General features: G+C 70.5%; 17 protein-coding genes and 1 pseudogene. 14 read left to right on the forward strand and 4 right to left on the reverse strand.

The annotated features are described in order from the left end of the window. Positions 1–158: 158 nt before the first annotated feature. The 7 genes from OG199_RS39450 to OG199_RS39480 all read left to right on the forward strand — a co-directional run bounded on the left by OG199_RS39450 (position 159) and on the right by OG199_RS39480 (position 10,451). Positions 159–1,337 (forward strand): ROK family transcriptional regulator, encoded by a 1,179-nt coding sequence (locus OG199_RS39450; protein ID WP_356800297.1) that lies wholly within the window; start codon positions 159–161, stop codon positions 1,335–1,337. A gap of 171 nt (positions 1,338–1,508) precedes the next feature. Further along, positions 1,509–2,822, forward strand: coding sequence for an ABC transporter substrate-binding protein (locus OG199_RS39455; protein ID WP_405833663.1), 1,314 nt, complete (start codon positions 1,509–1,511; stop codon positions 2,820–2,822). A gap of 26 nt (positions 2,823–2,848) precedes the next feature. Next, complete coding sequence (locus OG199_RS39460; RefSeq protein WP_401803694.1) at positions 2,849–3,823, forward strand: carbohydrate ABC transporter permease; 975 nt, start codon at positions 2,849–2,851, stop codon at positions 3,821–3,823. Next, complete coding sequence (locus OG199_RS39465; RefSeq protein WP_405833666.1) at positions 3,820–4,740, forward strand: carbohydrate ABC transporter permease; 921 nt, start codon at positions 3,820–3,822, stop codon at positions 4,738–4,740. The genes OG199_RS39460 and OG199_RS39465 overlap by 4 nt, the downstream gene beginning before the upstream one ends. A 39-nt stretch (positions 4,741–4,779) precedes the next feature. Continuing rightward, positions 4,780–6,618 (forward strand): CBM35 domain-containing protein, encoded by a 1,839-nt coding sequence (locus OG199_RS39470; RefSeq protein ID WP_356800293.1) that lies wholly within the window; start codon positions 4,780–4,782, stop codon positions 6,616–6,618. 147 nt (positions 6,619–6,765) lie between these two features. Next, entirely contained in the window at positions 6,766–9,183 is a 2,418-nt protein-coding gene (locus OG199_RS39475; protein WP_405833668.1) for a glycosyl hydrolase family 95 catalytic domain-containing protein, read from the forward strand. Further along, positions 9,180–10,451: an SGNH/GDSL hydrolase family protein gene (locus OG199_RS39480; RefSeq protein ID WP_405833670.1), complete on the forward strand. Its 1,272-nt coding sequence runs from the start codon at positions 9,180–9,182 to the stop codon at positions 10,449–10,451. Before OG199_RS39475 ends, OG199_RS39480 begins: the two co-directional genes overlap by 4 nt. Positions 10,452–10,473: 22 nt before the next feature. Here OG199_RS39480 and OG199_RS39485 read toward each other — a convergent pair whose 3' ends face one another. Continuing rightward, positions 10,474–12,282, reverse strand: coding sequence for a coagulation factor 5/8 type domain-containing protein (locus OG199_RS39485; protein ID WP_405833672.1), 1,809 nt, complete (start codon positions 12,280–12,282; stop codon positions 10,474–10,476). 431 nt (positions 12,283–12,713) lie between these two features. On the opposite strand from OG199_RS39485, the gene OG199_RS39490 reads away from it, so the two are divergent. The 4 genes from OG199_RS39490 to OG199_RS39505 all read left to right on the forward strand — a co-directional run bounded on the left by OG199_RS39490 (position 12,714) and on the right by OG199_RS39505 (position 17,729). After that, positions 12,714–13,808 (forward strand): DUF1996 domain-containing protein, encoded by a 1,095-nt coding sequence (locus OG199_RS39490; RefSeq protein ID WP_351724419.1) that lies wholly within the window; start codon positions 12,714–12,716, stop codon positions 13,806–13,808. 105 nt (positions 13,809–13,913) lie between these two features. Then, positions 13,914–15,662 carry a discoidin domain-containing protein gene (locus tag OG199_RS39495; RefSeq protein ID WP_401803681.1) on the forward strand — a complete coding sequence of 583 codons (1,749 nt, stop codon included), beginning with the start codon at positions 13,914–13,916 and terminating at the stop codon, positions 15,660–15,662. A 62-nt stretch (positions 15,663–15,724) separates the two neighbouring features. Then, complete coding sequence (locus OG199_RS39500; protein ID WP_356800289.1) at positions 15,725–16,765, forward strand: LacI family DNA-binding transcriptional regulator; 1,041 nt, start codon at positions 15,725–15,727, stop codon at positions 16,763–16,765. Positions 16,766–16,856: 91 nt separating this feature from the next. Next, complete coding sequence (locus tag OG199_RS39505; protein WP_356800288.1) at positions 16,857–17,729, forward strand: universal stress protein; 873 nt, start codon at positions 16,857–16,859, stop codon at positions 17,727–17,729. A 72-nt stretch (positions 17,730–17,801) separates the two neighbouring features. Here the strand turns inward: OG199_RS39505 and OG199_RS39510 are convergent, their stop codons facing one another. Further along, positions 17,802–18,155: a hypothetical protein gene (locus OG199_RS39510; protein ID WP_266696465.1), complete on the reverse strand. Its 354-nt coding sequence runs from the start codon at positions 18,153–18,155 to the stop codon at positions 17,802–17,804. A gap of 193 nt (positions 18,156–18,348) precedes the next feature. Between OG199_RS39510 and OG199_RS39515 the strand changes: the two are divergent. Both OG199_RS39515 and OG199_RS39520 read left to right on the forward strand, forming a co-directional pair. Next, a pseudogene (locus tag OG199_RS39515) lies at positions 18,349–18,507 on the forward strand (GDP-mannose pyrophosphatase); the annotation flags it as partial. Positions 18,508–18,580: 73 nt separating this feature from the next. Further along, positions 18,581–19,567, forward strand: coding sequence for an aldo/keto reductase (locus OG199_RS39520; protein WP_405833676.1), 987 nt, complete (start codon positions 18,581–18,583; stop codon positions 19,565–19,567). A 59-nt stretch (positions 19,568–19,626) separates the two neighbouring features. On the opposite strand, the gene OG199_RS39525 is transcribed toward OG199_RS39520, so the two are convergent. Next, a complete protein-coding gene (locus OG199_RS39525) occupies positions 19,627–22,167 on the reverse strand; it encodes a SpoIIE family protein phosphatase (protein WP_405833678.1) in 2,541 nt (846 codons plus the stop codon). Positions 22,168–22,550: 383 nt separating this feature from the next. Next, positions 22,551–23,468, reverse strand: coding sequence for a LysR family transcriptional regulator ArgP (locus tag OG199_RS39530; protein ID WP_405833680.1), 918 nt, complete (start codon positions 23,466–23,468; stop codon positions 22,551–22,553). 69 nt (positions 23,469–23,537) lie between these two features. On the opposite strand from OG199_RS39530, the gene OG199_RS39535 reads away from it, so the two are divergent. Then, entirely contained in the window at positions 23,538–24,149 is a 612-nt protein-coding gene (locus OG199_RS39535) for a LysE family transporter (RefSeq protein ID WP_356800284.1), read from the forward strand. Positions 24,150–24,234: the final 85 nt, after the last annotated feature.

Genomic DNA, 24,234 nt, shown 5'->3' on the forward strand with positions numbered 1-24,234 from the left:
ACGTACGAGACGAGCGAAAGCCAACCCCGACCATGGATCACGTGTCAATGCCCCATCCAGGTTTTGCATTCGCAGGTCACAGGCACCTCATCAAGCATCCTCAGGCGAATCCTGTTTCTTTCATTGACAGCAGAAAATAATGACCCTAGGTTCCGGCCATGCGCTCGACCTCTCCCCCCGAGGCGTTCCCGGCCCATACGCCGGCCGCCTCCCAGATCTTCACCACCGTGCTGTCCCACGGCCCGCTCACGCGGTCGGAGATAGCGGGGCGGACCCGGCTGTCGGCCGCGGCGGTCACCAAGGCGGTCCGTCCCCTCATCGAGGCGGGCTATCTCCTCGAGGACGTCGCCGAGGACGCGCGGCAGCCCGCCCTCGGACGGCCCGCCAACCCGGTGCGGGTCGACGGAGGAAGGGCCCTGTTCATCGGGATCAAGGTCACGGGCGACGAACTCATCGCCGTCCTCACCGACCTGTGCTGCCGTATCAGGGTCGCCCGGCACGTCCCGCTCACGTCCCGGGCGCCCGGGTCGGTGCTGGCCTCGGCCGCGGCGCTCGTCCAGGAGCTGCTGACGGAGGCGGACGGCTTCGGGGTGCGGGTCCAGGGCATCGGCATCGCCGTCTCCGGCGACGTGGACCGCTCGGCCGGAGTGGTGCGCTACTCGCCGTTCCTGGAATGGCGCGACGTGCCGCTGGCCGAACTGGCCGGCATGACCACCGGACTTCCCGTCACCGTGGACAACGACGTACGGGCCCTGACCGTGGCCGAGCAGTGGTTCGGCGCCGGCGTGGGTCTGTCCGACTTCGCGGTGGTGACCGTCGGCGCGGGCATCGGCTGCGGCCTGGTCGTGCACGGTCAGGTGGTGGCGGGAGCCCACGGCGTGGCCGGTGAGATCGGGCATGTCGCCATCGACCCGGCCGGTCCGCTGTGCCACTGCGGCAACCGCGGCTGTGTCGAGGCGATCGCCTCGGACTCGGCGATCGTCGCCCGGGTGCGGGAGGTGACGGGCGTGCGGGTGGCCGACGCCGCCGCGGCGCTGGACCTGGCCCACGACGGCGACCCCGGAGCGCGCGAGGTGTACGCCCGCGCGGGCGAGGCGATCGGCCGCGGCATCGCGACGGTGGCCAACCTCCTCGGCCCCGAGCGTGTGATCATCTCCGGCGAAGGACTCGCCGCCTACGACCTGTTCGCCGAACAGATCCGCGACGCGTTCGGTGCGGCCGCCTTCGGGTCGGCCGCGATGTGCGACGTACAGACCCGCCCGCTGCCCTTCGAGGAGTGGGCGCGCGGGGCCGCGGCCACCGCGATCCAGTCCTTCATCACATCGGAAGCGCACTGAGGACGGAGCGCGCACCGAGGACCAGCCACGTACGGGTCGTCCCCCGCATCGGTCACGCACCCGCACCGACCACGCACCCGCATCGGCCGCGAACTCGCATCGGGCCCCGACCTTTCGACCGCAGACACGCACCGAAGACCAACCACGTAATGACACGCATGAGGAGCGACGATGACGCAGCAGAGCCGCAATCCCCTGGCTGCGCGTGACCCCGGCCGGCGCAGAGTGGTCGGCGGGCTGTTCGGACTCGGCGCCGCCGCACTGGCCGCGCCCGTACTGACCGCGTGCGGCGGGGGAGCGGGGGCCGACCCGAAGACGGTCACCTTCGGCTCCAACGGCGCCGACGCCACCCCCAAGTCCGCCTACGCCGCCCTGACCAAGGCGTTCGGCAAGGACAGCGGTCTGACGGTGAAGACGAACACCGTCGACCACGACACCTTCCAGAAGAGCATCTCCACCTATCTGCAGGGCACTCCGGACGACGTCTTCACGTGGTTCGCCGGATACCGCATGCAGTACTTCGCCAAGAAGAAGCTCTGCACGCCGCTCGACGACGTGTGGGACAAGATAGGCGCCGGCTTCAGCGACGCCACCAAGCAGCTCTCCCGCGGCGAGGACGGAAAGTACTACTTCGTTCCGCTGTACAACTACCCGTGGGCGGTCTTCTACCGCAAGAGCCTCTTCAAGGAACGCGGCTACCAAGTCCCGCAGAAGTGGAGCGAGTTCGTTGCGCTCGCCAAGCGCATGAAGCGGGACGGCCTGTCCCCGATCGCCTCCGGGTACGGCGGCGGCGACAGCTGGAGCATCCTCGGCGCCTTCGACTACCTGAACCTGCGCACCAACGGCTACGACTTCCACATGTCGCTGATGCGCGGCAAGGTCTCCTGGACCGACCCGCGCGCCGTCGCCACCCTCGACCACTGGCGCGAACTCACGCCCTACTACCAGCAGGGCGCGGGCGGCCGCTCCTGGCAGGACGCCGCGCAGTCGCTGCTGGACAAGAAGTCGGGCATGGCCGTCATCGGGCTCTTCCTCGGCCAGCAGATCAGCGACGAGGCGATCCGCGCCGACATCGACTTCTTCCCCTTCCCCGAGATCGACTCCGCCCACGGACAGGACGCCGTCGAGGCCCCCACCGACGGCTTCATGCTCAGCCGCAGGCCCAAGAACGCGGACGGCGCCAAGAAGTTCCTGGAGTTCCTCGGGGGCGCCCACGCCGAGGAGTTGTACATGGGGGTCGACCCGAGCAACCTCGCCGTCAACGAGCAGGCGAACACCGGCTCGTACAACGCGCTCCAGAAGAAGTCCGCGGAACTCATCGCGTCCGCCAAGCACATCAGCCAGTTCGCGGACCGCGACAGCGACCCCGGTTTCATCTCCACCGTCGTGCTCCCCGGCCTGACCCAGTGGCTCGGCCACCCCGACGACGGCTCGGGAACGCTGAAGAAGATCGAATCCCAGCGCTCGCGATTCTTCACGGTCTGACCAGGACCGGAAAGGTCTCCCGCACCGTGTCCTCCACCCCTGTCACGCCCGCCGCACCCGTCACGCCCGACGTGCCGGACCGTCCCCGCACGCGTCGCCCCACGCGTCCCCGCCGTCTCGGCCCCGGCGACCGGCTCTTCCTGACCGTCGCCATCGGCATCCCGCTCGCCGCCCTGCTCTTCTTCGTCTGGCTGCCCGCGCTGGCCTCCCTGGGGCTGTCCTTCACCACCTGGGACGGCATCGACCTGGCCGACATCCACTGGATCGGCCTGGACAACTACCAGCAGATCTTCACCAACTACCCGCCGTTCTGGCCCGCGGTGCGGCACAACGTCATCTGGCTGCTGTTCACGGCCCTGCTGCCCACACCGTTCGGCATCTTCCTCGCCTACCAGCTCGACCGGAAGATCCGTTTCACCAGGATCTACCAGACCGCGATCTTCCTGCCGATGGTCCTCTCCCTGGCCGTCGTCGGCTTCATCTGGGAGATCATTTACAACCCCGACACCGGACTCCTCAACGGCCTTCTGAACGCGGCCGGTTCGAGTCACCACATCGACTGGCTCGGCAACGCGGACCTCAACCTGTGGGCCGTCCTCGTCGCCTCGGGCTGGCGGCACACCGGCTACATCATGATCCTCTACCTGGCCGGCCTGAAGGGCTTCGACCCGGCGCTCAAGGAGGCCGCCGCACTCGACGGTGCCAACGGCCGTCAGACCTTCCTGCGGGTGGTGTTCCCCGCCATGAAACCGGTCAACATCATCATCCTGGTCGTCACGGTCATGGAGTCCCTGCGGGCCTTCGACATCGTCTACGTCCTCGGCGGCGGCGTCGGCAGCAAACCCGGCATGGAACTGCTCTCCCTGCTCATCACCGACAACATCATCGGTGAGTCCAGCCACATCGGTTACGGCTCCGCCCTCGCGGTCGTGCTGCTCCTGGTCTCCCTCGCCGCCATCGGGACCTTCCTCGTCCAGACCTTCCGCAAGGAGGACCGGTGACCACGACCATGACGCGGCCGGGCGCTGGGACCACGGCCCGGCACGAGCCGCCGGGGACCGGCAAGGGGCCCCGCCGTCAGACCGGCCGCCACGTGATGCTCGCCGGCATCGCCGTGCTCTGGCTCGTCCCGCTGCTCTGGGCCGTCTACACCTCGCTGCGGCCCTACTCGGACACCGCGAAGCACGGCTATCTGTCCTGGCCGCGCAGCCTGAGCCTCGGCAACTTCACGGACGCCTGGCAGCAGTCCGGGATGCCGCACTTCTTCTGGAACTCCGTCCTCATCACCGTCCCCGCGGTCCTGGGCACGCTGCTGTTCTCGGCGGCGGTCGCCTTCTTCGTCTCCCGCTTCGACTTCCGCTGGAACATCGTCCTGCTGATGCTGTTCACGGCGGGCAACCTGCTCCCGGCGCAGGTCCTCATCACCCCCCTGTACCGCCTCTACCTCCTGGTCCCACTGCCGCAGTGGATGAGCGACTCACTGCTGCTCTACAACTCGGTGTGGGGCATCATCGCCATCCACATCGCCTACCAGTCGGGGTTCTGCACCTTCGTCCTCAGCAACTACATGAAGACGATCCCCAAGGAGATCTCCGAGGCGGCGCTCGTGGACGGCGCCCCGGTCTGGCGACAGTTCTTCCAGATCGTCCTGCCGTTGTGCCGCCCCGCGTTCGCGGCCCTGGCGACCCTCGAATCGATCTGGATCTACAACGACTTCTTCTGGCCGCTCGCGCTGATCGAGACCGGCGACAAGCGCCCCGTCACCTCGGCCCTGGCCAACCTGCAGGGCCAGTACTTCACCAATCCCAACCTCATCGCGGCCGGCGCCCTGATGACCGCGATCCCCACGCTGCTGGTGTACTTCGCGCTCCAGCGCCAGTTCATCAGCGGACTCACCATCGGCTCGGGCAAGGGCTGAGCCGCCCCGCCCTGAACCCACTCCCAGGAGGCACGACCCATGCGGTCACCCTCGTACCCCGTCCTGCCCACCCGCGCCCTGAGAGCCATGGTCGTCCTCGCCCTCACCGCGGGCATCGCGACCACCGCCCCGGCCGCGCACGCCGGCCCGGCAGCCGCCGAGGCCGCTTCCGCCAAGGCCGCCCCGGCCAAGGCCGCCCCCGCGGTGGCCGCCAAGCCCTACATGGGCTGGTCGAGTTGGAGCATGCAGTCGTCGAAGTACCCCGGTCTCAACCCGGACGGCGACTACAGCTACCTCACCGAGGCGAACGTCCTGAAGCAGACGGACGCCCTCGCCGCCAAGCTCAAGAAGTACGGCTACGACCACGTCAACATCGACGCCGGCTGGTGGATGGACAAGAGCTGGAAGACCGGCTTCGACCAGTACGGCCGGCAGACCCCCGACCCCGTCCGTTTCCCGCACGGCATGAAGTCGGTCGCCGACCACATCCACTCCAAGGGCCTCAAGGCCGGCATCTACCTGCCCGTCGGCCTGGAGAAGGGGGCCTACGGCGACGGCAAGGTGCCGGTCTGGAACGCCCCGGGCTGCACCACCGCCGACGTGGTCTACTCGGACCTGCGCACCACCAACGGCTGGGACAACGCCTACAAGCTGGACTTCGACAACCCGTGTGCGCAGAAGTACATCGACTCGCAGGCGCAGCAGTTCGCCGACTGGGGCTACGACTTCCTCAAGCTGGACGGTGTGGGCCCGGGCTCGTTCAAGTCCGGTGACAACTACAACAACGTCGCCGACGTCGCGGCCTGGCAGAAGGCCATCGCCACCGCCGGCCGCCCGATCCACCTCGAACTGTCCTGGTCGCTCGACATAGGCCACGCCGCCGACTGGAAGCAGTACTCCAACGGCTGGCGCATCGACACCGACGTCGAGTGCTACTGCAACACCCTGGTCACCTGGGAGAACTCGGTCAACGACCGGTGGGACGACGCACCGGCGTGGAGCCGCAAGGCGGCCCCGGGCGGCTGGAACGACCTGGACGCCATCGACGTCGGCAACGGCGAGATGGACGGCCTCACCAAGGCCGAGCGGCAGAGCTACATGACGCTGTGGGCCATCAACAAGTCGCCGCTGTTCACGGGTGACGACATCACCAAGCTGGACAGCTACGGCGTCTCCCTGCTGACCAACGAGGAGGTCATCGGCGTCGACCAGAACGACTCGCCCGTCGCGCGTCCGGTCACCCCGGTCGGCGACCAGCAGGTCTGGGGCACCAAGAACTCCGACGGCAGCTACACCGTCGCCCTGTTCAACCTCGGCGACTCGCCGGCCTCCGTCACCGCCGACTGGGCGTCCTTCGGATTCACCGGCAACGCCTCCGTGCGCGACCTGTGGAACAAGGCGAACCTCGGGACGCACAAGAACAGGATCACCGAGGCGCTTCCGGCACACGGCTCGCGGCTGTTCACCGTCAAGCCCGGCGGCAGCGCGCTCACGACCACGAGCTACGAGGCCGAGGCGACCGCCAACACCCTGTCGGGCAACGCCTCCGTCGCCGGGTGCGACGCCTGCTCCGGCGGCAAGAAGGTCGGCAACCTGTACACCGGCGGCAAGGTGCGGATCAACGACGTCACGGTGAGGAAGGACGGGATCTACACCGTCAAGGTGGCCTACGTGAGCGGCGACCCCCGCTCGGTGACCGTCCTCTCCAACAACGGCAACGGCACCAGTCTGAAGTTCCCGTCCACGGGTGACTGGGGTACGGCCGAGACCGTCAGCGTGCAGCTGGCGCTCAAGGCGGGGTCCAACTCCATCACCTTCGACAGCGGCAGCGGATACGCACCCGACATCGACAGGATCGTCGTACCGCAGTCCGTCTGACCGGCTTCCCGCGGGGCCCGGTGACACGCCCCGGGCCCCGCGGGGACCAGCCCCTTCGCCGACGGTCCGCAGCCGTCTTCCCCCCACGAGCCGTTCCCGCACGAGCCGTTCCCGCACGAGCCGTTCTCGGATTTGGAGTGCACCACCGTGGACATCCAGCACACCGAACCTCGCGACAACACGCCCAGTCGCAGGGGCTTTCTCGCCCTCGCCGCCGCTGCCGGCGCGGTCACCGCCCTCGGGGCTCTGCCCGCCTTCACCGCCTCGGCGGCTCCCGGGCGTCCCACCGAGTCACCTCTGCTGTCCCCGGCCGGCGCCGCGCGCAACCAGCTGTGGTGGCAGGCTCCCGGCTCCGCCCACTCGATGATCGAGCAGGGGCTGCCGGTGGGGAACGGACGCCTCGGGGCGCTCGTGAGCAACGACCCCGCCGACGAACTCGTGATGATCACCGACGCCACTCTGTGGACCGGGCATCTCAACGACAAGCTGCAGAGCGACGGCCAGTTCCCCTACGGGCGCGACGACTTCGGCTCCCTCACCCTGCTGGCCAAGCTCGACGTCGTCATCCCGGACCACGACCTGGGCGGCGTCGACAACTACCGCCGCACCCTCGACCTGGCCCAGGGCCTGGTCACCACCTCGTACGACGTCTCGGGCGTGACCTACCGGCGGGAGATCTTCGCCAGCCGGCCCGACGACGCCGTCGTCCTGTACTTCTCCCAGCGGGGCGGCGGGTCCTACACCGGCACCGTCACCCTCGCCGGCACCCATGGCGAGTCCACCACCGCCAACAGCGCCGGACGTTACGCGTCGTTCGGCGCCTCCCTCGCCAACGGCCTCAAGTACGGCGCCGCCGTCACCGCGTACAGCAGCACGGGCCGGGTCCGCGTCGACGGTACGTCGATCGCCTTCAACGGCTGCAAGGACCTCACAGTCGTCGTCAGCGGCGGCACCAACTACGCGCCCGACGCGGCGAAGAAGTTCCGCGACCCGTCCCTCGCCCCGGAACGTCTCGCCAGGACCAAGGTCCTGAACGCGGCGGGCCACTCGGCGAGCACCCTGCTGCACACCCATGTCGCCGACTTCCGGGGCGTGTTCGGACAGCTGGACATCGACCTGGGTACGTCGTCCGCCGCGCAGCGCGAACTGGACACCTGGGGCCGGATACAGGCACGTCACCGCGACGACGTCCCGGACCCGGAACTGGAGGCCGCCTACCTGCAGTTCGGCCGCTATCTGATGATCTCCGGGTCGCGGGGCAGCCTGCCGATGGGCCTTCAGGGCCCCTGGCTGGACGGCAACGACCCGGACTGGATGGCCGACTACCACACCGACATCAACATCCAGATGAACTACTGGATGGCCGACCGGGCGGGACTCTCCGACTGTTTCGACGCCCTCACGGACTACTGCCTCGCGCAGCTGTCCTCCTGGACGGACGTCACCCAACGGCTGTTCAACGACCCGTCCAACCGCTACCGGAACTCCAGCGGGAAGATCGCCGGCTGGACCGTGGCGATCTCCACCAACCCGTACGGCGGGGGCGGCTGGTGGTGGCACCCGGCGGGCAACGCCTGGCTCTGCCAGAGCCTGTTCGAGCACTACGAGTATACTCAGGACCGTACCTACCTGAAGAAGATCTACCCGCTCCTCAAGGGCGCCGTGGAGTTCTGGGAGGCCCGTCTCGTCACCACGACCGTCACCGACGCGTCAGGTGCTTCGCGTGAGGTCCTGGTCGCCGACAGCGACTGGTCGCCCGAGCAGGGTCCGCTGGACGCCAAGGGCATCACCTACGCCCAGGAACTCGTGTGGAACCTCTTCGGCAACTTCCGCACCGCGACCGGGGTACTCGCCAGGGACGCCGCCTACAGCAGGACCGTCGACGGCCTCCGCAAGCGCCTGTACCTGCCCGTGGTCAGTCCCAAGACCGGCTGGCTGGAGGAGTGGATGTCGCCCGACAACCTCGGCGAGACCACGCACCGGCACCTCTCCCCGCTCATCGGGCTCTTCCCCGGCGACCGGATCCGTCCGGACGACTCCACGCCGAAGGACATCGTCGCCGGCGCCACCGCCCTCCTCACCGCGCGCGGGATGAACAGCTTCGGCTGGGCCAACGCCTGGCGCAGCCTCTGCTGGGCGCGACTCAAGGACGCGGAGAAGGCGTACCAGCTCGTCGTCAACAACCTCAAGCCGTCGTCGGACGGCAGCAACGGCAGCGCGATGAACCTCTTCGACATCTACGAGGTCGAGCAGGGCCGCGGCATCTTCCAGATCGAGGCGAACTTCGGCACCCCGGCCGCGATGGTGGAGATGCTGGTCTACTCGCGCCCCGGCCACGTCGAACTGCTGCCCGCGCTGCCCGCCGCGTGGTCGGCATCCGGCTCGGTGACCGGCGTGGGCGTCCGCGGAGGCTTCGTCGCCGACCTCAGCTGGAAGAACGGCAAGGTCACCCGGGTGACACTGAAGAGCGTCGGCGGCCGTGCCACCACGGTCGTCGCGGGCGGCACCGCACGGAAGATCACGCTCAAGCCCGGTGAGTCCGTCACGCTGCGGAACCTCGGATGAGCGCCGGCTCGTACCGCCGCCGCGCGGTGGGCGTCCTCTCGGCCCTGGTCCTGGCCCTGTGCGGGCCCCTGACCGCTTCGTCGACGGCGCAGGCGCAGCAGGCGGCCCTGCCGCAGGCACAGGTCCCGGCGGCGGTGGCGAACCCGGCCGCCGCCAAGGGCAGGCACTCCGTCGTCACCTGGGGTGCCAGCGCCGACCGGCAGGGCGCCGGGCCCGCCGACCGCAGCTACCGCCTGATCGTGCGCACCAGCGTCGGAGGCACCGACCTGCGGATCCGGCTGTCCAACGCCTTCGGCGAGCACCCGGTGACCTTCGCGAGCGCGTACGCCGGGCTGCGCAAGCAGGGTGCGGAACTGGTCCACGGCTCCAACCGGCGGCTCTCCTTCAACGGCGGAGCCCCGTCCGTGACCGTCCCGGCCGGACAGGTGGTGCTGAGCGATCCGCTGCCCGGCAAGCTGGCCGCCCGGAGCGATCTGGTGATCAGTCTGTACGTGACGGGCGCCGAGGGACCGACGACCGGTCACGGCATGGCCATGCAGACCAACTACGCGACCGCGGGCGACCACGCCGCCGAGGAGGGCGCGGCCAACTGGACCGATCCGATGGGCTCCTGGTACTGGCTGGACGCCGTCGACGTGGAGACGCCCACGACGGTCGGCTCGGTGGTGGCCCTCGGCGACTCCATCACCGACGGGTGGGCCTCGACCACGGACGGCAACCGCCGTTGGCCCGACTATCTCGCCCAGCGGCTGCAGGCAGCGCCCGGCATCCCCGTGAAGGGAGTGGCGAACGAGGGAATCTCGGGCAACAAGGTGCTCGCGGACGGCGCCGGACAGGCCGCGCTGAACCGGCTGGACCGTGATGTGCTCTCCCAGCCCGGGGTGCGGACGGTGTTCCTGTTCGAAGGGATCAACGACATCAAGGCCCACACCGGCGTCACGGTGGACGACATGATCACCGGCTACCGGCAGATCATCGACCGGGCGCACGCCGCCGGCAAGTGCGTCGTCGGAGCGACCGTCATGCCGTTCAAGGACTGGTCCGAGTACGACGCCGCATCCGAGGCGGTGCGCCAGGGCGTCAACGAGTGGATCAGGACCAGCGGCGCGCTCGACGGTGTGACGGACTTCGACAGGATCACCCGCAGTCCCTACGACCCGCAGCGCATCCTGCCGTTCTTCGACGGCGGCGATCACCTGCACCCCAACGACAAGGGGATGCAGGCGATGGCCGACGCGGTCGCCCTCGGGAGCCTCACCTCCTGCTGAGAGCGGGCTCCCGGGGGCACGGTCAGGGGTAGGAGACCACCGTGGACGGCACGGTGGAGGTCCCCGAGGTGGGCGACCCGGTGTCGTTGACGACCCGCTCGTACTGCCCGTTGCCGCCCAGCGAGACGACCAGCAGGTCGTGGAACTTGACCCCCGGCTTGTTCGGTGCCGCGAACCCGTGGTGCTGGACGATCGTCGGATCGACGTTGTAGTAGCAGTAGCTGCCCAGGCCCCATCCCTCGTGCGTGGTCACGGAGTCGTCGACCTTGTAGGCCGCGTACCCCTTGATCCCGCCGTTCTGGATGGCGGCCTGGTTCGGCGCGTCGTACGCCTTCTCGTTCTGGAAGAAGATGGTGCGCCCGCGCTCGCCGAACCACTGGACGTCGTACTTGTTGAAGTGCTCGACGAACAGGCCGGTGGCCAGGACGTCGGCGCCGTTGACGCGGATGCCGTAGTCGGCCCGGTTGGTCTCCCAGCCGACGCCCGTGCCGTGGTCGGCGCGCCAGACCCAGGTGTGGTCGATGATCGTGTGACGGCTGTTGATGACCACGCTGGTGGTGGCCTTGCCCGCGCCCGCGCCACCGATCCGGACGAAGACGTCCTGCACGGTGGTCGGGTTGGCGGAGTGGTCCGCCGAGGCCCCGGCAGGCCCGACCTCCAGGAGTGTGGAGGAGTTGACCGGCCCGGCGTCGATCAGGAAACCGGCCAGCCGCACCCCGTCGACGTCGGCCGTCCTGAGCGCGGTGACGCCGTTGTCCGGGATCAGGGTGGCGTAACCGAGGCCCAGGACCACGGTGCCCGCGCGGTTGACCTGGATCGGCTGGTCGAGGTGGTAGATCCCCGGCGTCAGCAGCAGATGGAGTCCCTGGGTGAGCGCGGCGTTCAGGGTGGCGGCGGAGACACCGGGTTTGGCCACGTAGAACTGGCTGAGCGGCAGCGACGTGCCGCGCGGGGTTCCGCTGCCCCAGGTGGTGCCGCGCGCGTTGGTGCGCTTCTCCGGCAGGAAGACGCGGTACTCACTGCCGTTCAGGTAGAGGAACGGCTTCTCCCGGGAGACGGGTGTGGTGTCGAGCGTGGTGTAGGGCGGGTTCGGGAAGGACTGCGCGGGCGCGCCCTGGACACCGGAGAACACCATGTTCCAGACGGCGTTGGCCCAGCCGCCCACCGAACTGTCGCGGGTGTACCACTGCTGCTGGGAGTACGGTCCGACCGAGCCGTCGACCCGGCTGTCGGCGATGTAGCCGCCGCTGGCCCAGCCGTAGCCGCTGGGCGCCAGATTGAGACCGCCCTTGACGTGCATCCGACGGAAGGGAGCGGCCTGCGCGACCGCCCACCGGTTGGTGCCGTTGACCGGATTGAGAGCCAGGTTCTCCGCCGAGCGCCAGAAGTTCTGGGTCGCGTTGCCGTTGAACCATCCCGCGTCGACGGTCACGTCGCCGTTGATGGTGGTGTCGTCCGGGGACAGCCCGAGGCCCGCGATCGAGGTGTAGAAGCCGAGTTGGGCGTTGAGCCCGTTGTAGGTGCCCGGTTTGAACAGCAGCGCGTAGCGTCCGGTGCCGAACTGGGCCGACTCCTGCTGCCCGAAGACCTGGTCCAGCCTGGACTGGATACCCGCGGTGGAGGGGTCGAAGACGATCACGTTCGGGCCGAGGTCGCCGCCGCCCGGCAGGGCCTGCGGCTGTTTCACGGGCGCGGCGGGGGCGGCGGACGCCGGCGACGACAGTCCGAGCAGCCCGGGAGCGGCCGCGGCGGCGGCCATCGCGCCGAGTACGGAACGCCGTGCCACCGGCGACCGGCCCGAGTCCTGGGCCTCTGTGGGGGTTGAAGGCATGGGGGCGACTCTCCTGGTTCAGGAAGTGAACGGTGGGAGGTATGGGGGAGCGCTCTCTTGCCGATGCATGCTTCATCCAGGTGAACGACGCGTCAAGAGTTGTGACCGTAGTCCCGGATGTTGTTGCGGAGTGAACCGTCAACTCGTCCTGTTTATCGGGTGGTTCAGGCTCATTTGAACCCCCTCTGGTATGCGCTCCGGGGCGTGCTTGCGTTCAAGAGGTGCGCGAAGGGCGGGGAGTGATCCTCCGTCCGTTTCCCTTGACACTCCTGTGTCACCGCCACAACACTCCTGGCTGGGAGAGCGCTCTCCCATGCATTCCGGCACATGTGATGGTCCGTCACGCGGGCGACCGCGGCAGCACCGTGCACCCCACGCCGCTCACGGCCGCCCGACCCCACCGCCCCCACCGATGTGGCAGGAGGGTCTCCATGGCACGGAGATCGAAGATCGTCTCAGGAATCCTGATGTCCAGCGCGCTGGTTCTGACCTCGCTCGGCCTGGCCGGAGTGGCGATGAGCGCCGATCCGGCGGCCGGCCCGGCATCCTCCGTGGCCGCGTCGACGACCGTGCACACGGGTCATGCGATGCCGGCCTCGACGCTCGCCTCGCCCGAGGACCCGGACGGCGACGGCTACATCCCGGCGAACCCGCAGGTGACCGGGGTCGTCCCCTCCAAGGCGGAGCCTACGCACCGCTACTTCCACGAGTTCCAGGCGAACTGTTCGGTGTCCCACACCCGGCCCGACGACCCGATCGTCTATCCGGGCCAGCCCGGCAAGTCGCACGACCACACCTTCATGGGCAACACCACGACGAACGCGGCCAGCACCACCGCCTCGCTCGACGCCGGTGGCACCACCTGCAAGGCGCCCGGCGACAAGTCGGCCTACTGGATGCCGACCCTGCTCAAGGGTGACACTCCGGTGCTTCCGGTGGGCCCCCAGGTCATCTACTACAAGGCCGGGGTCACCGACTACACCAGCGTGCGGCCCTTCCCGAAGGGACTGCGCTTCGTCGTCGGCAGTCCCATGCAGTCGGCGGCCGACTTCCGCAACCACCACGGGTTCGTGGAGGGGTGGGAGTGCGGCGACAGCTTCTTCAACGTCGACTTCCCGCAACAATGCCCGAACAGGGCCGACGTCCAGCTCAACATCCGTTTCCAGGCCCCCAGTTGCTGGGACGGCAAGTACCTGGACACGCCCAACCACCAGAGTCACATGGCGTATCCCGTCGTCAATCCCGGCACCAACAACAACATCTGCCCGGACGACCACCCCGTCGCCCTGCCGATGATCGAGTTCAAGATGGCCTTCCCGGTCAACGGTGACATGTCGCAGGTCAGGCTGGCGAGCGGCGCCGGCTACTCGTTCCACTACGACTTCTTCAACGCGTGGGACGCACCGACCCTCAAGGCGCTCGTCGACCACTGCGTCGTCGGCGGGCTCCAGTGCGACGCCCGCGGCTACGACCAGACGCACCCCGAGGCGGGCGCGGCACTGGACGCGAACTACCGGCTCCCCTGACGCGGTCGCGTCCCGCCGGTCCGCAACACCTCGGCCGGCGGGACGCCCCCGTCCCTCGCCTCGCCCCCTTCGACTCCCCCTCACCCGCACACCGGACGGACACCCATGACCGGATCCCGAACCACCCGGCGCCGTATCGCGGCGCCCGTCACCGCGGGCCTGCTCGCCGCGGGGGCCCTCGCCCTGCCGTCCCACCCCGCGCAGGCGGCCGGCAGCGTCGTCAAGGTCACCGGCTCGCAGGGCAACTGGCAACTGACCGTCGACGGAAGCCCGTACCAGATCAAAGGCCTCACCTGGGGGCCGTCCACCGCCGACGCCGGGCGCTACCTGCCCGACCTGAGGTCGATGGGCGTCAACACCGTCCGCACCTGGGGCACCGACGCCTCCAGCAAGCCGCTCTTCGACGCGGCGGCCGCCCAGGGCATCAAGGTGATCGCCGGTTTCTGGCTGCAACCCGGCGGCGGCCCGGGCAGCGGCGGCTGCGTGAACTACCTGACGGACACCACCTACAAGAACCAGGTGCTCACCGAGTTCCCCCAGTGGGCCGCCACCTACAAGGACAACCCCGGTGTCCTGATGTGGAACGTCGGCAACGAGTCCGTGCTCGGACTGCAGAACTGCTACAGCGGCGACGAGCTGGAGCGCCAGCGCGACGCCTACACCACGCTCGTCAACGACATCACCAAGAAGATCCACGCCGTCGACCCCAACCACCCGGTCACCTCCACCGACGCGTGGACCGGGGCCTGGCCCTACTACAAGAAGAACGCGCCCGACCTGGACCTGTACGCGGTGAACGCCTACAACGCCGTCTGCGACGTGAAGTCGGCGTGGCAGCAAGGCGGTTACACGAAGCCCTACATCATCACCGAGACCGGACCGGCGGGCGAGTGGGAGGTGCCGGACGACGCCAACGGCGTCCCCGCGGAACCCACCGACCGGGCCAAGGCCGACGGATACACCCGGGCGTGGAACTGCGTCACCGGGCACCCGGGTGTCGCGCTCGGCGCCACGATGTTCCACTACGGCACCGAGTACGACTTCGGCGGCATCTGGTTCAATCTGCTGCCCGCGGGCGAGAAGCGGCTGTCGTACTACGCCGTGAAGAGGGCGTACGGCGCGGACACCTCCCACGACGACACCCCGCCCGTCATCTCCGACCTGACCGTCGAGGGCGACGCGGCGAAGGTGCCCGCCGGGGGTGACCTCACGCTCTCGGTCAAGGCCACGGACCCCGACGGCGATCCGATCACGTACGAGGTCCTGGACAACAGCAACTACATCGACCAGAGCAAGCAGCTGATCTCCCTTCCCTCCACCGATCTCGGCGGCGGCCGGCTCAGGGTGACCGCACCGGACCGGCCCGGCGTCTGGAAGATCTACGTCAAGGCCAAGGACGGCAAGGGCAACGTCGGTGTCGAGACCCGCTCCGTGCGGGTGGTGCCGCCCGTCCCGAGCGGAACGAACGTCGCCCTCGGCAGGCCGGCCACCGCGTCCTCGTCCCAGGCCGGCGGCGGGGACTGCCCCTGCACCGCCGCGGGCGCCGTCGACGGCAACCCCACCACCCGCTGGGCCAGCGACTGGAGCGACCCCCAGTGGCTCCGCGTCGACCTCGGCACCCGCACCTCGTTCCGGCACGTACAACTGGTGTGGGAGACCTCGTACGCCAAGGCCTACACCGTGCAGACCTCGGACGACGGACAGAACTGGACGACCGTCCGCTCGGTCACCGACGGCAACGGCGGCGTCGACGACCTCGACGTCTCGGGCACCGGCCGCTACGTGCGCGTCAACGGCACCGCCCGCGGGACCGGATGGGGCTACTCGCTCTACGAGTTCGGTGTCTACCGCTGATTCGGAGCTCGATGGGAGAGCGCTCTATCCCGGCGCAGTACGCGGCGGTTAAGGTGCGGGGCATGAGCAGACAGGCCCCCACGCTGGAGGATGTCGCGCGGGAGGCCGGTGTCTCCCGCGCGACGGTTTCCCGGGTCATCAACGGCGTCCGCAACGTCGATCCCGGCATTCAGGAAGTGGTGCGCCAGGCGGTCGAGCGGACCGGGTACGCCCCCAACAGGGCCGCCAGATCGCTGGTGACCCGGCGGACCCAGACGGTCGCACTGATCGTCTCCGGCGCGGGCGACACCTCGGACGGCGAACAGAGCGCCTTCACGGCACGGGTGTTCGCGGACCCGTTCTTCGGACGGGTCGTCGCCGGTGTGGTGGGCTATCTGCGACCACGCTCGATGCACCCGCTGCTGATGTTCGCCGAATCCCCCGAAGCCAGACAGCAGGTGCTGTCGGATCTGCGGCAGGGCAGCGCGGACGGCGCCCTCGTCGTCTCCACCCACGCCGACGACCCGATGCCCGCGCTGCTCGCCGACGCCGGCGTGCCCGCCGTCCTCTTCGCCCGGCCGTCGCGGCCCGTCCCGCTGAGCTACGTCGACCTCGCGCACCGGGACGGCGCGCGGCAGGCCGCCGAGCATCTGCTGAAGCGGGGCTGCCGACGGATCGTCACCGTCACGGGACCCCTGGGGGTGGGGGCGAGCCAGGACCGGCTCGCCGGGTTCCGCGACACCATGGCACGCAGCGGGCATCCGTACGTGCCGGTCGCCGAGGGCGGGTTCACCCTGGACAGCGGAATGGCCGCCATGTCCGGACTGCTGGCCGAACACCCGGACGTGGACGGGGTGTTCGCGGCCAACGACCTGATGGCCCAGGGCGCCTGCCAGGTGCTGCGGGAGCAGGGCCGACGGGTGCCGGACGACGTCGCGGTCGTCGGCTTCGACGACTCCAGCGTGGCGGCGACCTGCAGGCCCGCGCTGACCACCGTGCGCCAGCCGGTCGAGGAGATGGCCTCGACGATGGCCGGTCTCCTCGACGAGCACATCCAGGGCCTGCGCACCGACCCCACCTCGGTGATCTTCGATCCGGAACTCGTGGTGAGAGAGTCCGCGTAGGGCCCCCTCCCGCGTCGATGACGGACACTGGAGCGGTCAGGTTGCGGAGCGAGCCGGCAGGACGACCAGCCGGCGGCGGGAAGGCAGGCGAATGACCCACCCGATCACCGTGGGCGTGGACGGATCACCCGAGAGCAGGGCCGCGGCGGCCTGGGCGGGCAGGGAAGCCGTCCGCCGCGGCGTGCCCCTGCGCGTGATGTACGCGTGGCACTGGCCGCCCCACGGCACGGCGGCCGCCGGCGACCGGGACGAGCAGGCCCGCTGGGCCGGGGAGATGGTCCGCGACGTAGCCCGCACGGTCGCCGACACGCACCCGGACCTGGCTGTCTCGGACGAGGTGGTGGACGTCACGGCCGTGGACGCCCTGGTCGCCGAGGCGGCCGGTGCCCGCGCGCTGGTACTCGGTTCGCGCGGCCACGGCGCGGTCGTCGGCTTCCTGCTCGGTTCGGTCGGACAGCAGGTGATCGCCGAGGCCGGCTGCCCCGTCGTGCTGGTGCGTGCCGACGACCGGGCGGCGTCCGAGGCGACGGGCCGGGAGATCGTCGTGGGTCAGCAGGGTGAGCCCGACGACAGCGCGGCGGCCCTGGAGTTCGCGTTCGAGACGGCGGCGGCCCGAGGCGCCGGGGTACGCGCGGTACGGGCCTGGAGTCTGCCGCCGGTGTTCGCCTACAGTCCGGGTTCGCTGAGACTCCTGGACGAGGCCGGCGGTCTCGAACCGTACGAGACGAAGGCGCTCGCCGAGGCGTTGCAGCCGTGGCGCGAGCGGTTTCCCGACGTGCCCGTCACCCCGCACGTCGAGATGGGGAGCGCCGGCCAGGTCCTCCTCGCGCAGACCGCCCGCGCCCAGCTGATCGTGGTCGGACGCCGCGCGCACCGCTCCGCGCTGGGCTCACGGATCGGCTCGGTCGCGCACGCGGTGATCCACCACGCTCCGTGTCCGGTGGCGGTGGTTCCGCACTCCTGAACGCCGGAGGCCCGAGGACCGGCTGCCGCCTCGCCGTGCCGCCGGTCGGCGCCACGGCGAGGCCGCCGGCGGCTACTCGTTGTCGGCCCTGGACATCCGCAGGGCGAGATCCTGGAGCAGATCGGCCGTCTTGATGTCGGTCTGTCCGGAGTCGTGGACGTCGGCGAGTTCCGAGAAGAGGAAGGCGAAGGCACCCACGAGGGAGATCGTGGCGGGCAGATAGGCGTCCGCGACGGCCTGTCCGGCCTCGGCGGGTCCGGCGTCCGCGGGCACCTCGACGCGGGGGAAGACCTCGGTGACGAGCGCGCCGAGCTGTGTCTCGGTCGATTCGGCCTCGGCGTCCTCGTCCTGGGCGATCCTGCGGACCATCGCGTTGGTCTCGGTGAGCACGCCGATGGCGCGCAGGATGATCTCCGTCTGTTCCATGCCGTGAGCCTAGACGGGCGAAGCCCCGCTGTGGCCTCGATGTTCGTGCCGCAGTGATGGACAGTGGCCATGAACGACCTCTCCGACGCGGACCGCGCACGATCACCGCGGGCATCGACACCCCGGACCGCCGTGGCCGTACCGGGCTCGACCGGACGGGCCTCGGCCTGAGCGGCAACCCCCGGGTCAGGACGAGGGAGGCGGGCTGGAGGAGGAGGGCGAGGACATCGAGATCGTCGAACTGCCCTTCCGCGACGCCCTGGCCGTGATCCGCGGCGGGGGGATCGCCGACGCCAAGACGATCATGTTGTTGCAGTGGGCCGCTCCGGAGGGACCGTTCGCGCGCCCTTGACCTGAAGTGCTCTTCAAGTTCCAGACTCCCCTCCGGGCCCCGCGCACGCCGGGCCCGGACGGGAGGAACCAGCATGAAGTACCGTTCCATCGGCGCCGATCCGGACAACCGCCGTGAGGTGAGTGTGCTCGCGCTCGGCGCGATGCTGTTCGGCTCGGTGACGGACGAGAAGACCTCCTTCGCCGTACTCGACCGCTACGTCGAGGCCGGCGGCAACTTCATCGACACCTCGGACAACTACGCCTTCTGGGTCGACGGCGGCCAGGGCGGCCAGAGCGAGGAACTGCTCGGACGCTGGCGCCGCAGCCGAGGCGTCGGCGACGAGATCGTCTTCGCGACCAAGCTCGGTGCCAGGCCGCTGGCTCCTGGCACCGGGTACACCGACAACCCGGAGGGGCTGTCGGCCAAGACGATCCGCGAGGCCTCCGAGCGCAGCCGGGAACGGCTCGGCCTGGAGCGGATCGATCTGCTGTACGCGCACATCGAGGACCGGACCGTCGACATACGGGAGACCGTCGAAGGGTTCGGCGCGCTGGTGGCGGAGGGGACCGTGGGCCTGCTCGGCGCGAGCAACCACGCCGTCTGGCGGGTCGAGCGGGCCCGCGCCGTCGCCGCTGCCGCGGGGCTGCCCGGCTACGAGGTGCTGCAGTACCAGCACAGCCTGCTGCGGCCCCGTACCGACATACCCGACGCGCTCTTCCGGGACGGCAGCCTCGGCGGCGCGACCGGGGAACTCCTCGGCTATCTGCGCGCCGAGCCCGCCGTCACCCTGGTCGCCTACTCGCCGCTGCTGCGCGGCGCCTACGGCCGCGCGGACAAGCCGCTGCCCGCGGACTACGACCACCCGGGAACACCGCCCCGGCTCGCCGCGCTGCGGGCGGTCGCGCGGGAGACCGGAGCGAGTCCGAACCAGGTGGTGCTCGCCTGGCAGCTGGGCGCCGACTTCCCGGTGATCCCGTTGGTCGGGATGTCGTCCGTGGCACAGCTGGAGGAGAACCTGGCGGCCGTGGACCTGGAACTGACGCCGGATCAGCGGCAACGACTCGACACGGCGCACTGAGGTGCCCCGCCGCCCCGGCCGGGGCGGGGGCGGAGGAGCGGCCACCGCCCCCGGTCGCGTCAGGGACGGGGACCGCGGCGGCGGGTGGTGAGCAGCAGCGCGATGTCGTCGGGGCGTTCGGCGGCCTGCCGGGCCTCCTCGGTCAGCAGGTCGGCCGCGCGGGACAGCGAGGAGGCGCCGGGGCGGGCGTGCGGGGTGCCCGCCCCGGACAGCTTGGCGCGCACCCTCTCGATACCGTCGTCTATGTCGGTGCCGGGCTTCTCGACAAGGCCGTCCGTGTAGAGGGCCAGGACGGCGCCGGGCTCCAGGCGCAGGTCCGTCACCGGGTAACGGGCGTGCGGGTCCACGCCGAGCACCACACCGCCGGGCAGGTTCAGGACCTCGGCGCGGCCGTCGGGGTGGCGCAACAGGGGCTGCGGATGTCCGGCGCGCGCGGCACGGGCGACGCCGGTCACCGGGTCGAGCCGGATGTAGCAGCAACTGGCGAACTGGCCGGGATCGAGGTCGATGAGCAGCCGGTTGGTGCCGCTCATCACCTCGTCCGGAGCGTGGTCGCCGAGAGCGAACGCCCGTACAGCGCTGCGCAGTTGACCCATGGTGGCGGCCGCCTGGACACCGTGTCCCTGGACGTCGCCGATGACCAGGGCCAGTCCGTCGCCCGCCTCCACCACGTCGTACCAGTCGCCCCCCACGTCCATGCCCTCGGTGCCGGGCAGATAGCGCCCGGCCGTCTCCACCTGGGGGTGTGCCGACAGCCGGTGCGGGAGCAGTGCCTCCTGCAGGCCACGGGCGAGGGCGGCCTCGGAGTCGTAGCGCCGCGCTCGCTCCAGGGCCTGCGCGACGAGTCCGGCGAGCGCTGTCAGCACCGTACGCTCCTCGGTGCTGAAGTCACGCGGACGGTCGAAGCCCAGGATGCAGGAACCGACCGGCCGGCCCGAGGCGATCAGCGGCAGGAAGACCCGCGCGCCCACCTTGGCGTCCAGGGCGATACCGGGATAGGCGGACTCGAGCCGGGGCATCGACTCGAAGAAGAGGGCTCGTCCGGAGGTGAGGGTCTCCACCCCGGGCAGCTCGGCGTCCAGCCCCACCCCGTCGAAGGGGGCGAGGAATCCCTGGGGGAAGCCGGTCTCCCACGCCAGGTACAGCCGCCGCTCCTGCAACAGGTAGATGGCGAGCCGCCGTCCGCCGAACGCGGGCAGCAGCTCCCGCATCACCACCTCGGACACCTGACGGGCGGTCACGGCCTCGGACAGCGCGATGGCGAGGACGATGGGGTGGTACAGCCCCGCCGTGGTGACGCTCGACACGGATGTTTCGAGACGGGGCGCCGCCTCCGACGGCCGACCCGCGCCGGGTGGCGCGGCCTCCGCGGCGCTGGCGGTGTCGGCGAGGCGCCCCATCGGTATCAGCTTGCACGTCAACCCGCGGGGGCCGGGATACACCGACAGCGTCAGCCAGGTGTCCCCGCGGCCCGCCAGGGAGGTCCGGCGTCCCTCGCGCGGGCGGGCGACCTGGAAGTGCACCGGCTCCGGCGACAGCAGCGCGCCGCGCAGGTGATCCTCGTAGGACGGCTGGTCCAGCCAGGGGACGGCCTGCCACAGCGGTCGCCCGAGCAGTTCCCCGTGCGGCCGGCCGAGGAGTTCGGCGGCGCGCGGATTGACGTAGGTGATCAGCCCGAGCCGGTCCAGCGCGAACACGCCCTCCGGGAGGAGGTCCGCGGCACCGGCCGCGGTCGGTCCCGGGCCGGGGTCGACGATCGTCCCGCGGACCGGGAACGGCGGGTCGGGCGCGTCGTGTCCGGGTGACAGGTGCAGCAGGCACAGGCCGCCGCCCGACGTGTGCAGGGGCAGCGAATGGGCGGGCGGGTGGCCGGCGGCCGTCTCGTGCAGCGCGGCCAGCAGGGCGTGCGGATCGCCCGGGGACAGCCCTCGGGCGAGCGCCTCCGGGGTCCCGGGGAACGCCCCGGCACCGGTACCGAGCAGGGACCGCAACGCGTCGTCCGCGGTGACCGTGCCGCGGACCGGATCCCAGGTGAACCGTCCGGCGCACCGCGGGGGAGGACCGTCGGCGGGCGGCCGCACGCACCACGGCTCGCTGTCCCACGTGACCGCGGATCCGTCCTTCTCCCAGGCGGCCAGGGCGGTGCCGAGACTCTCCGCGACCGCCGTCATGCGGTCACGGTCCGGCAGTACGTCGGTGGCGTCCGAGGCCGAGGGGCGCAGCACCGTCAGGACGCCGTAGGAGGCCGAGGAGCCGGTCACGGGCACGTACAGCGAGCCGAACTGGAACGGCAGACCGGCCGCGAGCTGCGGATAGCGGCGCATCGTCTCGGTGGCGTCGGCGAGCAGCACCTCCATGCCCTGCCGGTAGCAGTCGGCGGCGGGGAAGGGCCGGTCCAGGGGCAGGCGCCACCAGGAACGGAACAACTGGTCGGGCAGGCCCGCGAGAACGGCCAGTCTCAGCAGTCCGGGCGTGGACGTGCGCAGATACACACCTCCCGCGAAGCCGCGGGCCGCGCGGATCGCGTCCGCCACAGCCCCGCTGAGCAGGACTGCCAGGCCGTCCGGCGCCCGGTCCGCTTGCTCGGCGCTCCCAGTCATCGGTCTGTCCTCGTCCGCCTGCCGTCAGGTGACCACGGCAAGAATGCGCCTCACCGGCACCCGCCCGTACGTCGACGCCTCCCGCGCGCCGGTCGCCTTTCGTCGGCCTCGGTTTCACTCAGCGTATCGGCTTCACTCAGCGCGAAAGATACCGCGCCCGCGCCCCGGCGAGGAGTCCCGGGACGATGTCGTCGGCCCGGTCCTGGACGACGGGCCCCGCGTCCTCGGTCAGGAGCGGCGGTTTTCCGGTCCCTGGTGGCGAGGTGGTCCTCCGTGAGGCGGGTCGGGTGGGCACGCGCTCGGTCGGTCGGCAATGTGGTGGCGGCCAAGCGGAGCAGCGGTCAGGCGGTGAGGTGGCCGGGCGGTGAGGTGGCCGGGCGGGGTCAGGAGCGCGGCGCGGGCTCCAACGCGTCCGCGGCGGCGGACGCCACGGCCTCGGCCACCACGGCGAGCGCCGGGAAGTCGAGCTTCCACTGCTGCCAGTACAGCGGCACGTCCACGGCGCGGTCCGGGGCGAGGCCGACCAGCCGCCCGGCGCGCAGCAGCGGCCCGGCCTGGGCCTGAGGCACCATGCCCCAGCCGAGCCCGGCGACGACGGCGTCCACGAACCCCTCCGACGTGGGCACGGAGTGCCGCAGCGGGCTCGCGCCGCGGCCGCCGAGCAGACGCGCGGCGAAGTCGTCCTGGAAGTCGTCGTTCCGGTCGAAGACCACCACCGGAGCGTGGGCGAGCAGGTCGTGCAGGGCCGTGTCCGTCCCGGCGCCGAGCCACCGCCCGGCGAAGCCGGGACTCGCCGTCGCCAGGTACCGCATCCGGCCCAGGGACCGGACGGAGCAGCCCGCCACCGGGTCGGGGGACGAGGTCACCGCCGCCATCACCGCCCCCTCGCGCAGCAGGGCGGCCGTGTGGTCCTCGTCCTCGCGGCGCAGTTCGAAGCAGAGCCGCAGCTCGCGCGGCACGCGGGTGAGCGCGGGCAGGAACCAGGTGGCGAGCGAGTCGGCGTTCACCGCGATCGACAGCTGGGTCGGCTCTCCGGAGTCGCTCATGCCGAGCTCGGCCCGGGCATCGCGCTCCAGCCGGGCCAGCCGACGCGCGAACCGCACGACGATCCCGCCGGACTCGGTCGGGCGCACCGGTTTCGTCCGCGTCAGCAGGACCCGTCCGGTGCGCTGTTCGAGCGCCTTGACGCGTTGGCTGACGGCCGAGGGCGTCACATGCAGGGCGGCGGCCGCCGCGTCGAAGGTGCCCTCGTCGACCACCGCGAGCAGGGTGCGCACCTGGTCGAGAGGGAGTTCTGCCATCACGAGCGCTAATGATACGTAAGAATCTTTAGCTGTACTCTTGACAGTGGTCTTCCTAACGTCTTCGTCATGACCAACGCCCTCACCGCCGCGGCCGCCGGGTTCGGCACCGGCCTCTCGCTCATCGTCGCCATCGGCGCCCAGAACGCCTTCGTGCTGCGCCAGGGCATCCGCCGCGACGCGGTGTTCGCGGTGGTGGGCATCTGCGCGGTGTCCGACGCGGCGCTCATCGCGCTCGGGGTGGGCGGCGTCGGCGCGCTGGTGGTGGCCCGACCGGAGGCGCTCACCGTCGTCGGACTGATCGGCGGTGGATTTCTCCTGGTGTACGGCGTCCTCGCCGCCCGGCGGGTGCTCCGTCCCTCGGCGCTGGAGGCGGCGGGCGGTGCCACCGGCTCGCGGCGGCGGACCGTGCTCACCTGTCTGGCGCTGACCTGGCTCAACCCGCACGTCTACCTCGACACCGTCTTCCTGCTCGGCTCCCTCGCGGCCGACCGCGGGTCGCTGCGCTGGACCTTCGGACTCGGGGCGGCGCTGGCGAGCCTGTGCTGGTTCGCCGCTCTGGGCTTCGGCGCCGGGCTGCTCGGCCGCTTCCTGGCCCGTCCCTCCTCGTGGCGGGTGCTGGACGCCCTGGTCGCCGCGACGATGATCGTCATGGGGACCCTGCTGATCGCCGGTGCCTGAGCGACGTACGTCATGCGCCGGGACGGACCGTGGGGAACCGGTGTGACCGACCGCGCGGGACCCACGGGGACTCCGCACGCTCCCG

The organism is Streptomyces sp. NBC_01176 (assembly GCF_045039825.1).
In the GTDB taxonomy this organism is placed as follows: domain Bacteria; phylum Actinomycetota; class Actinomycetes; order Streptomycetales; family Streptomycetaceae; genus Streptomyces.

Coding starts and splice junctions, on each gene's coding strand:
- OG199_RS39450 (WP_356800297.1), top strand. CDS start 159: ATGCGCTCGACCTCTCCCCCCGAGGCGTTCCCGGCCCATACGCCGGCC.
- OG199_RS39455 (WP_405833663.1), top strand. CDS start 1,509: ATGACGCAGCAGAGCCGCAATCCCCTGGCTGCGCGTGACCCCGGCCGG.
- OG199_RS39470 (WP_356800293.1), top strand. CDS start 4,780: ATGCGGTCACCCTCGTACCCCGTCCTGCCCACCCGCGCCCTGAGAGCC.
- OG199_RS39480 (WP_405833670.1), top strand. CDS start 9,180: ATGAGCGCCGGCTCGTACCGCCGCCGCGCGGTGGGCGTCCTCTCGGCC.
- OG199_RS39485 (WP_405833672.1), bottom strand. CDS start 12,282: ATGCCTTCAACCCCCACAGAGGCCCAGGACTCGGGCCGGTCGCCGGTG.
- OG199_RS39490 (WP_351724419.1), top strand. CDS start 12,714: ATGGCACGGAGATCGAAGATCGTCTCAGGAATCCTGATGTCCAGCGCG.
- OG199_RS39495 (WP_401803681.1), top strand. CDS start 13,914: ATGACCGGATCCCGAACCACCCGGCGCCGTATCGCGGCGCCCGTCACC.
- OG199_RS39500 (WP_356800289.1), top strand. CDS start 15,725: ATGAGCAGACAGGCCCCCACGCTGGAGGATGTCGCGCGGGAGGCCGGT.
- OG199_RS39505 (WP_356800288.1), top strand. CDS start 16,857: ATGACCCACCCGATCACCGTGGGCGTGGACGGATCACCCGAGAGCAGG.
- OG199_RS39510 (WP_266696465.1), bottom strand. CDS start 18,155: ATGGAACAGACGGAGATCATCCTGCGCGCCATCGGCGTGCTCACCGAG.
- OG199_RS39520 (WP_405833676.1), top strand. CDS start 18,581: ATGAAGTACCGTTCCATCGGCGCCGATCCGGACAACCGCCGTGAGGTG.
- OG199_RS39525 (WP_405833678.1), bottom strand. CDS start 22,167: ATGACTGGGAGCGCCGAGCAAGCGGACCGGGCGCCGGACGGCCTGGCA.
- OG199_RS39530 (WP_405833680.1), bottom strand. CDS start 23,468: ATGGCAGAACTCCCTCTCGACCAGGTGCGCACCCTGCTCGCGGTGGTC.
- OG199_RS39535 (WP_356800284.1), top strand. CDS start 23,538: ATGACCAACGCCCTCACCGCCGCGGCCGCCGGGTTCGGCACCGGCCTC.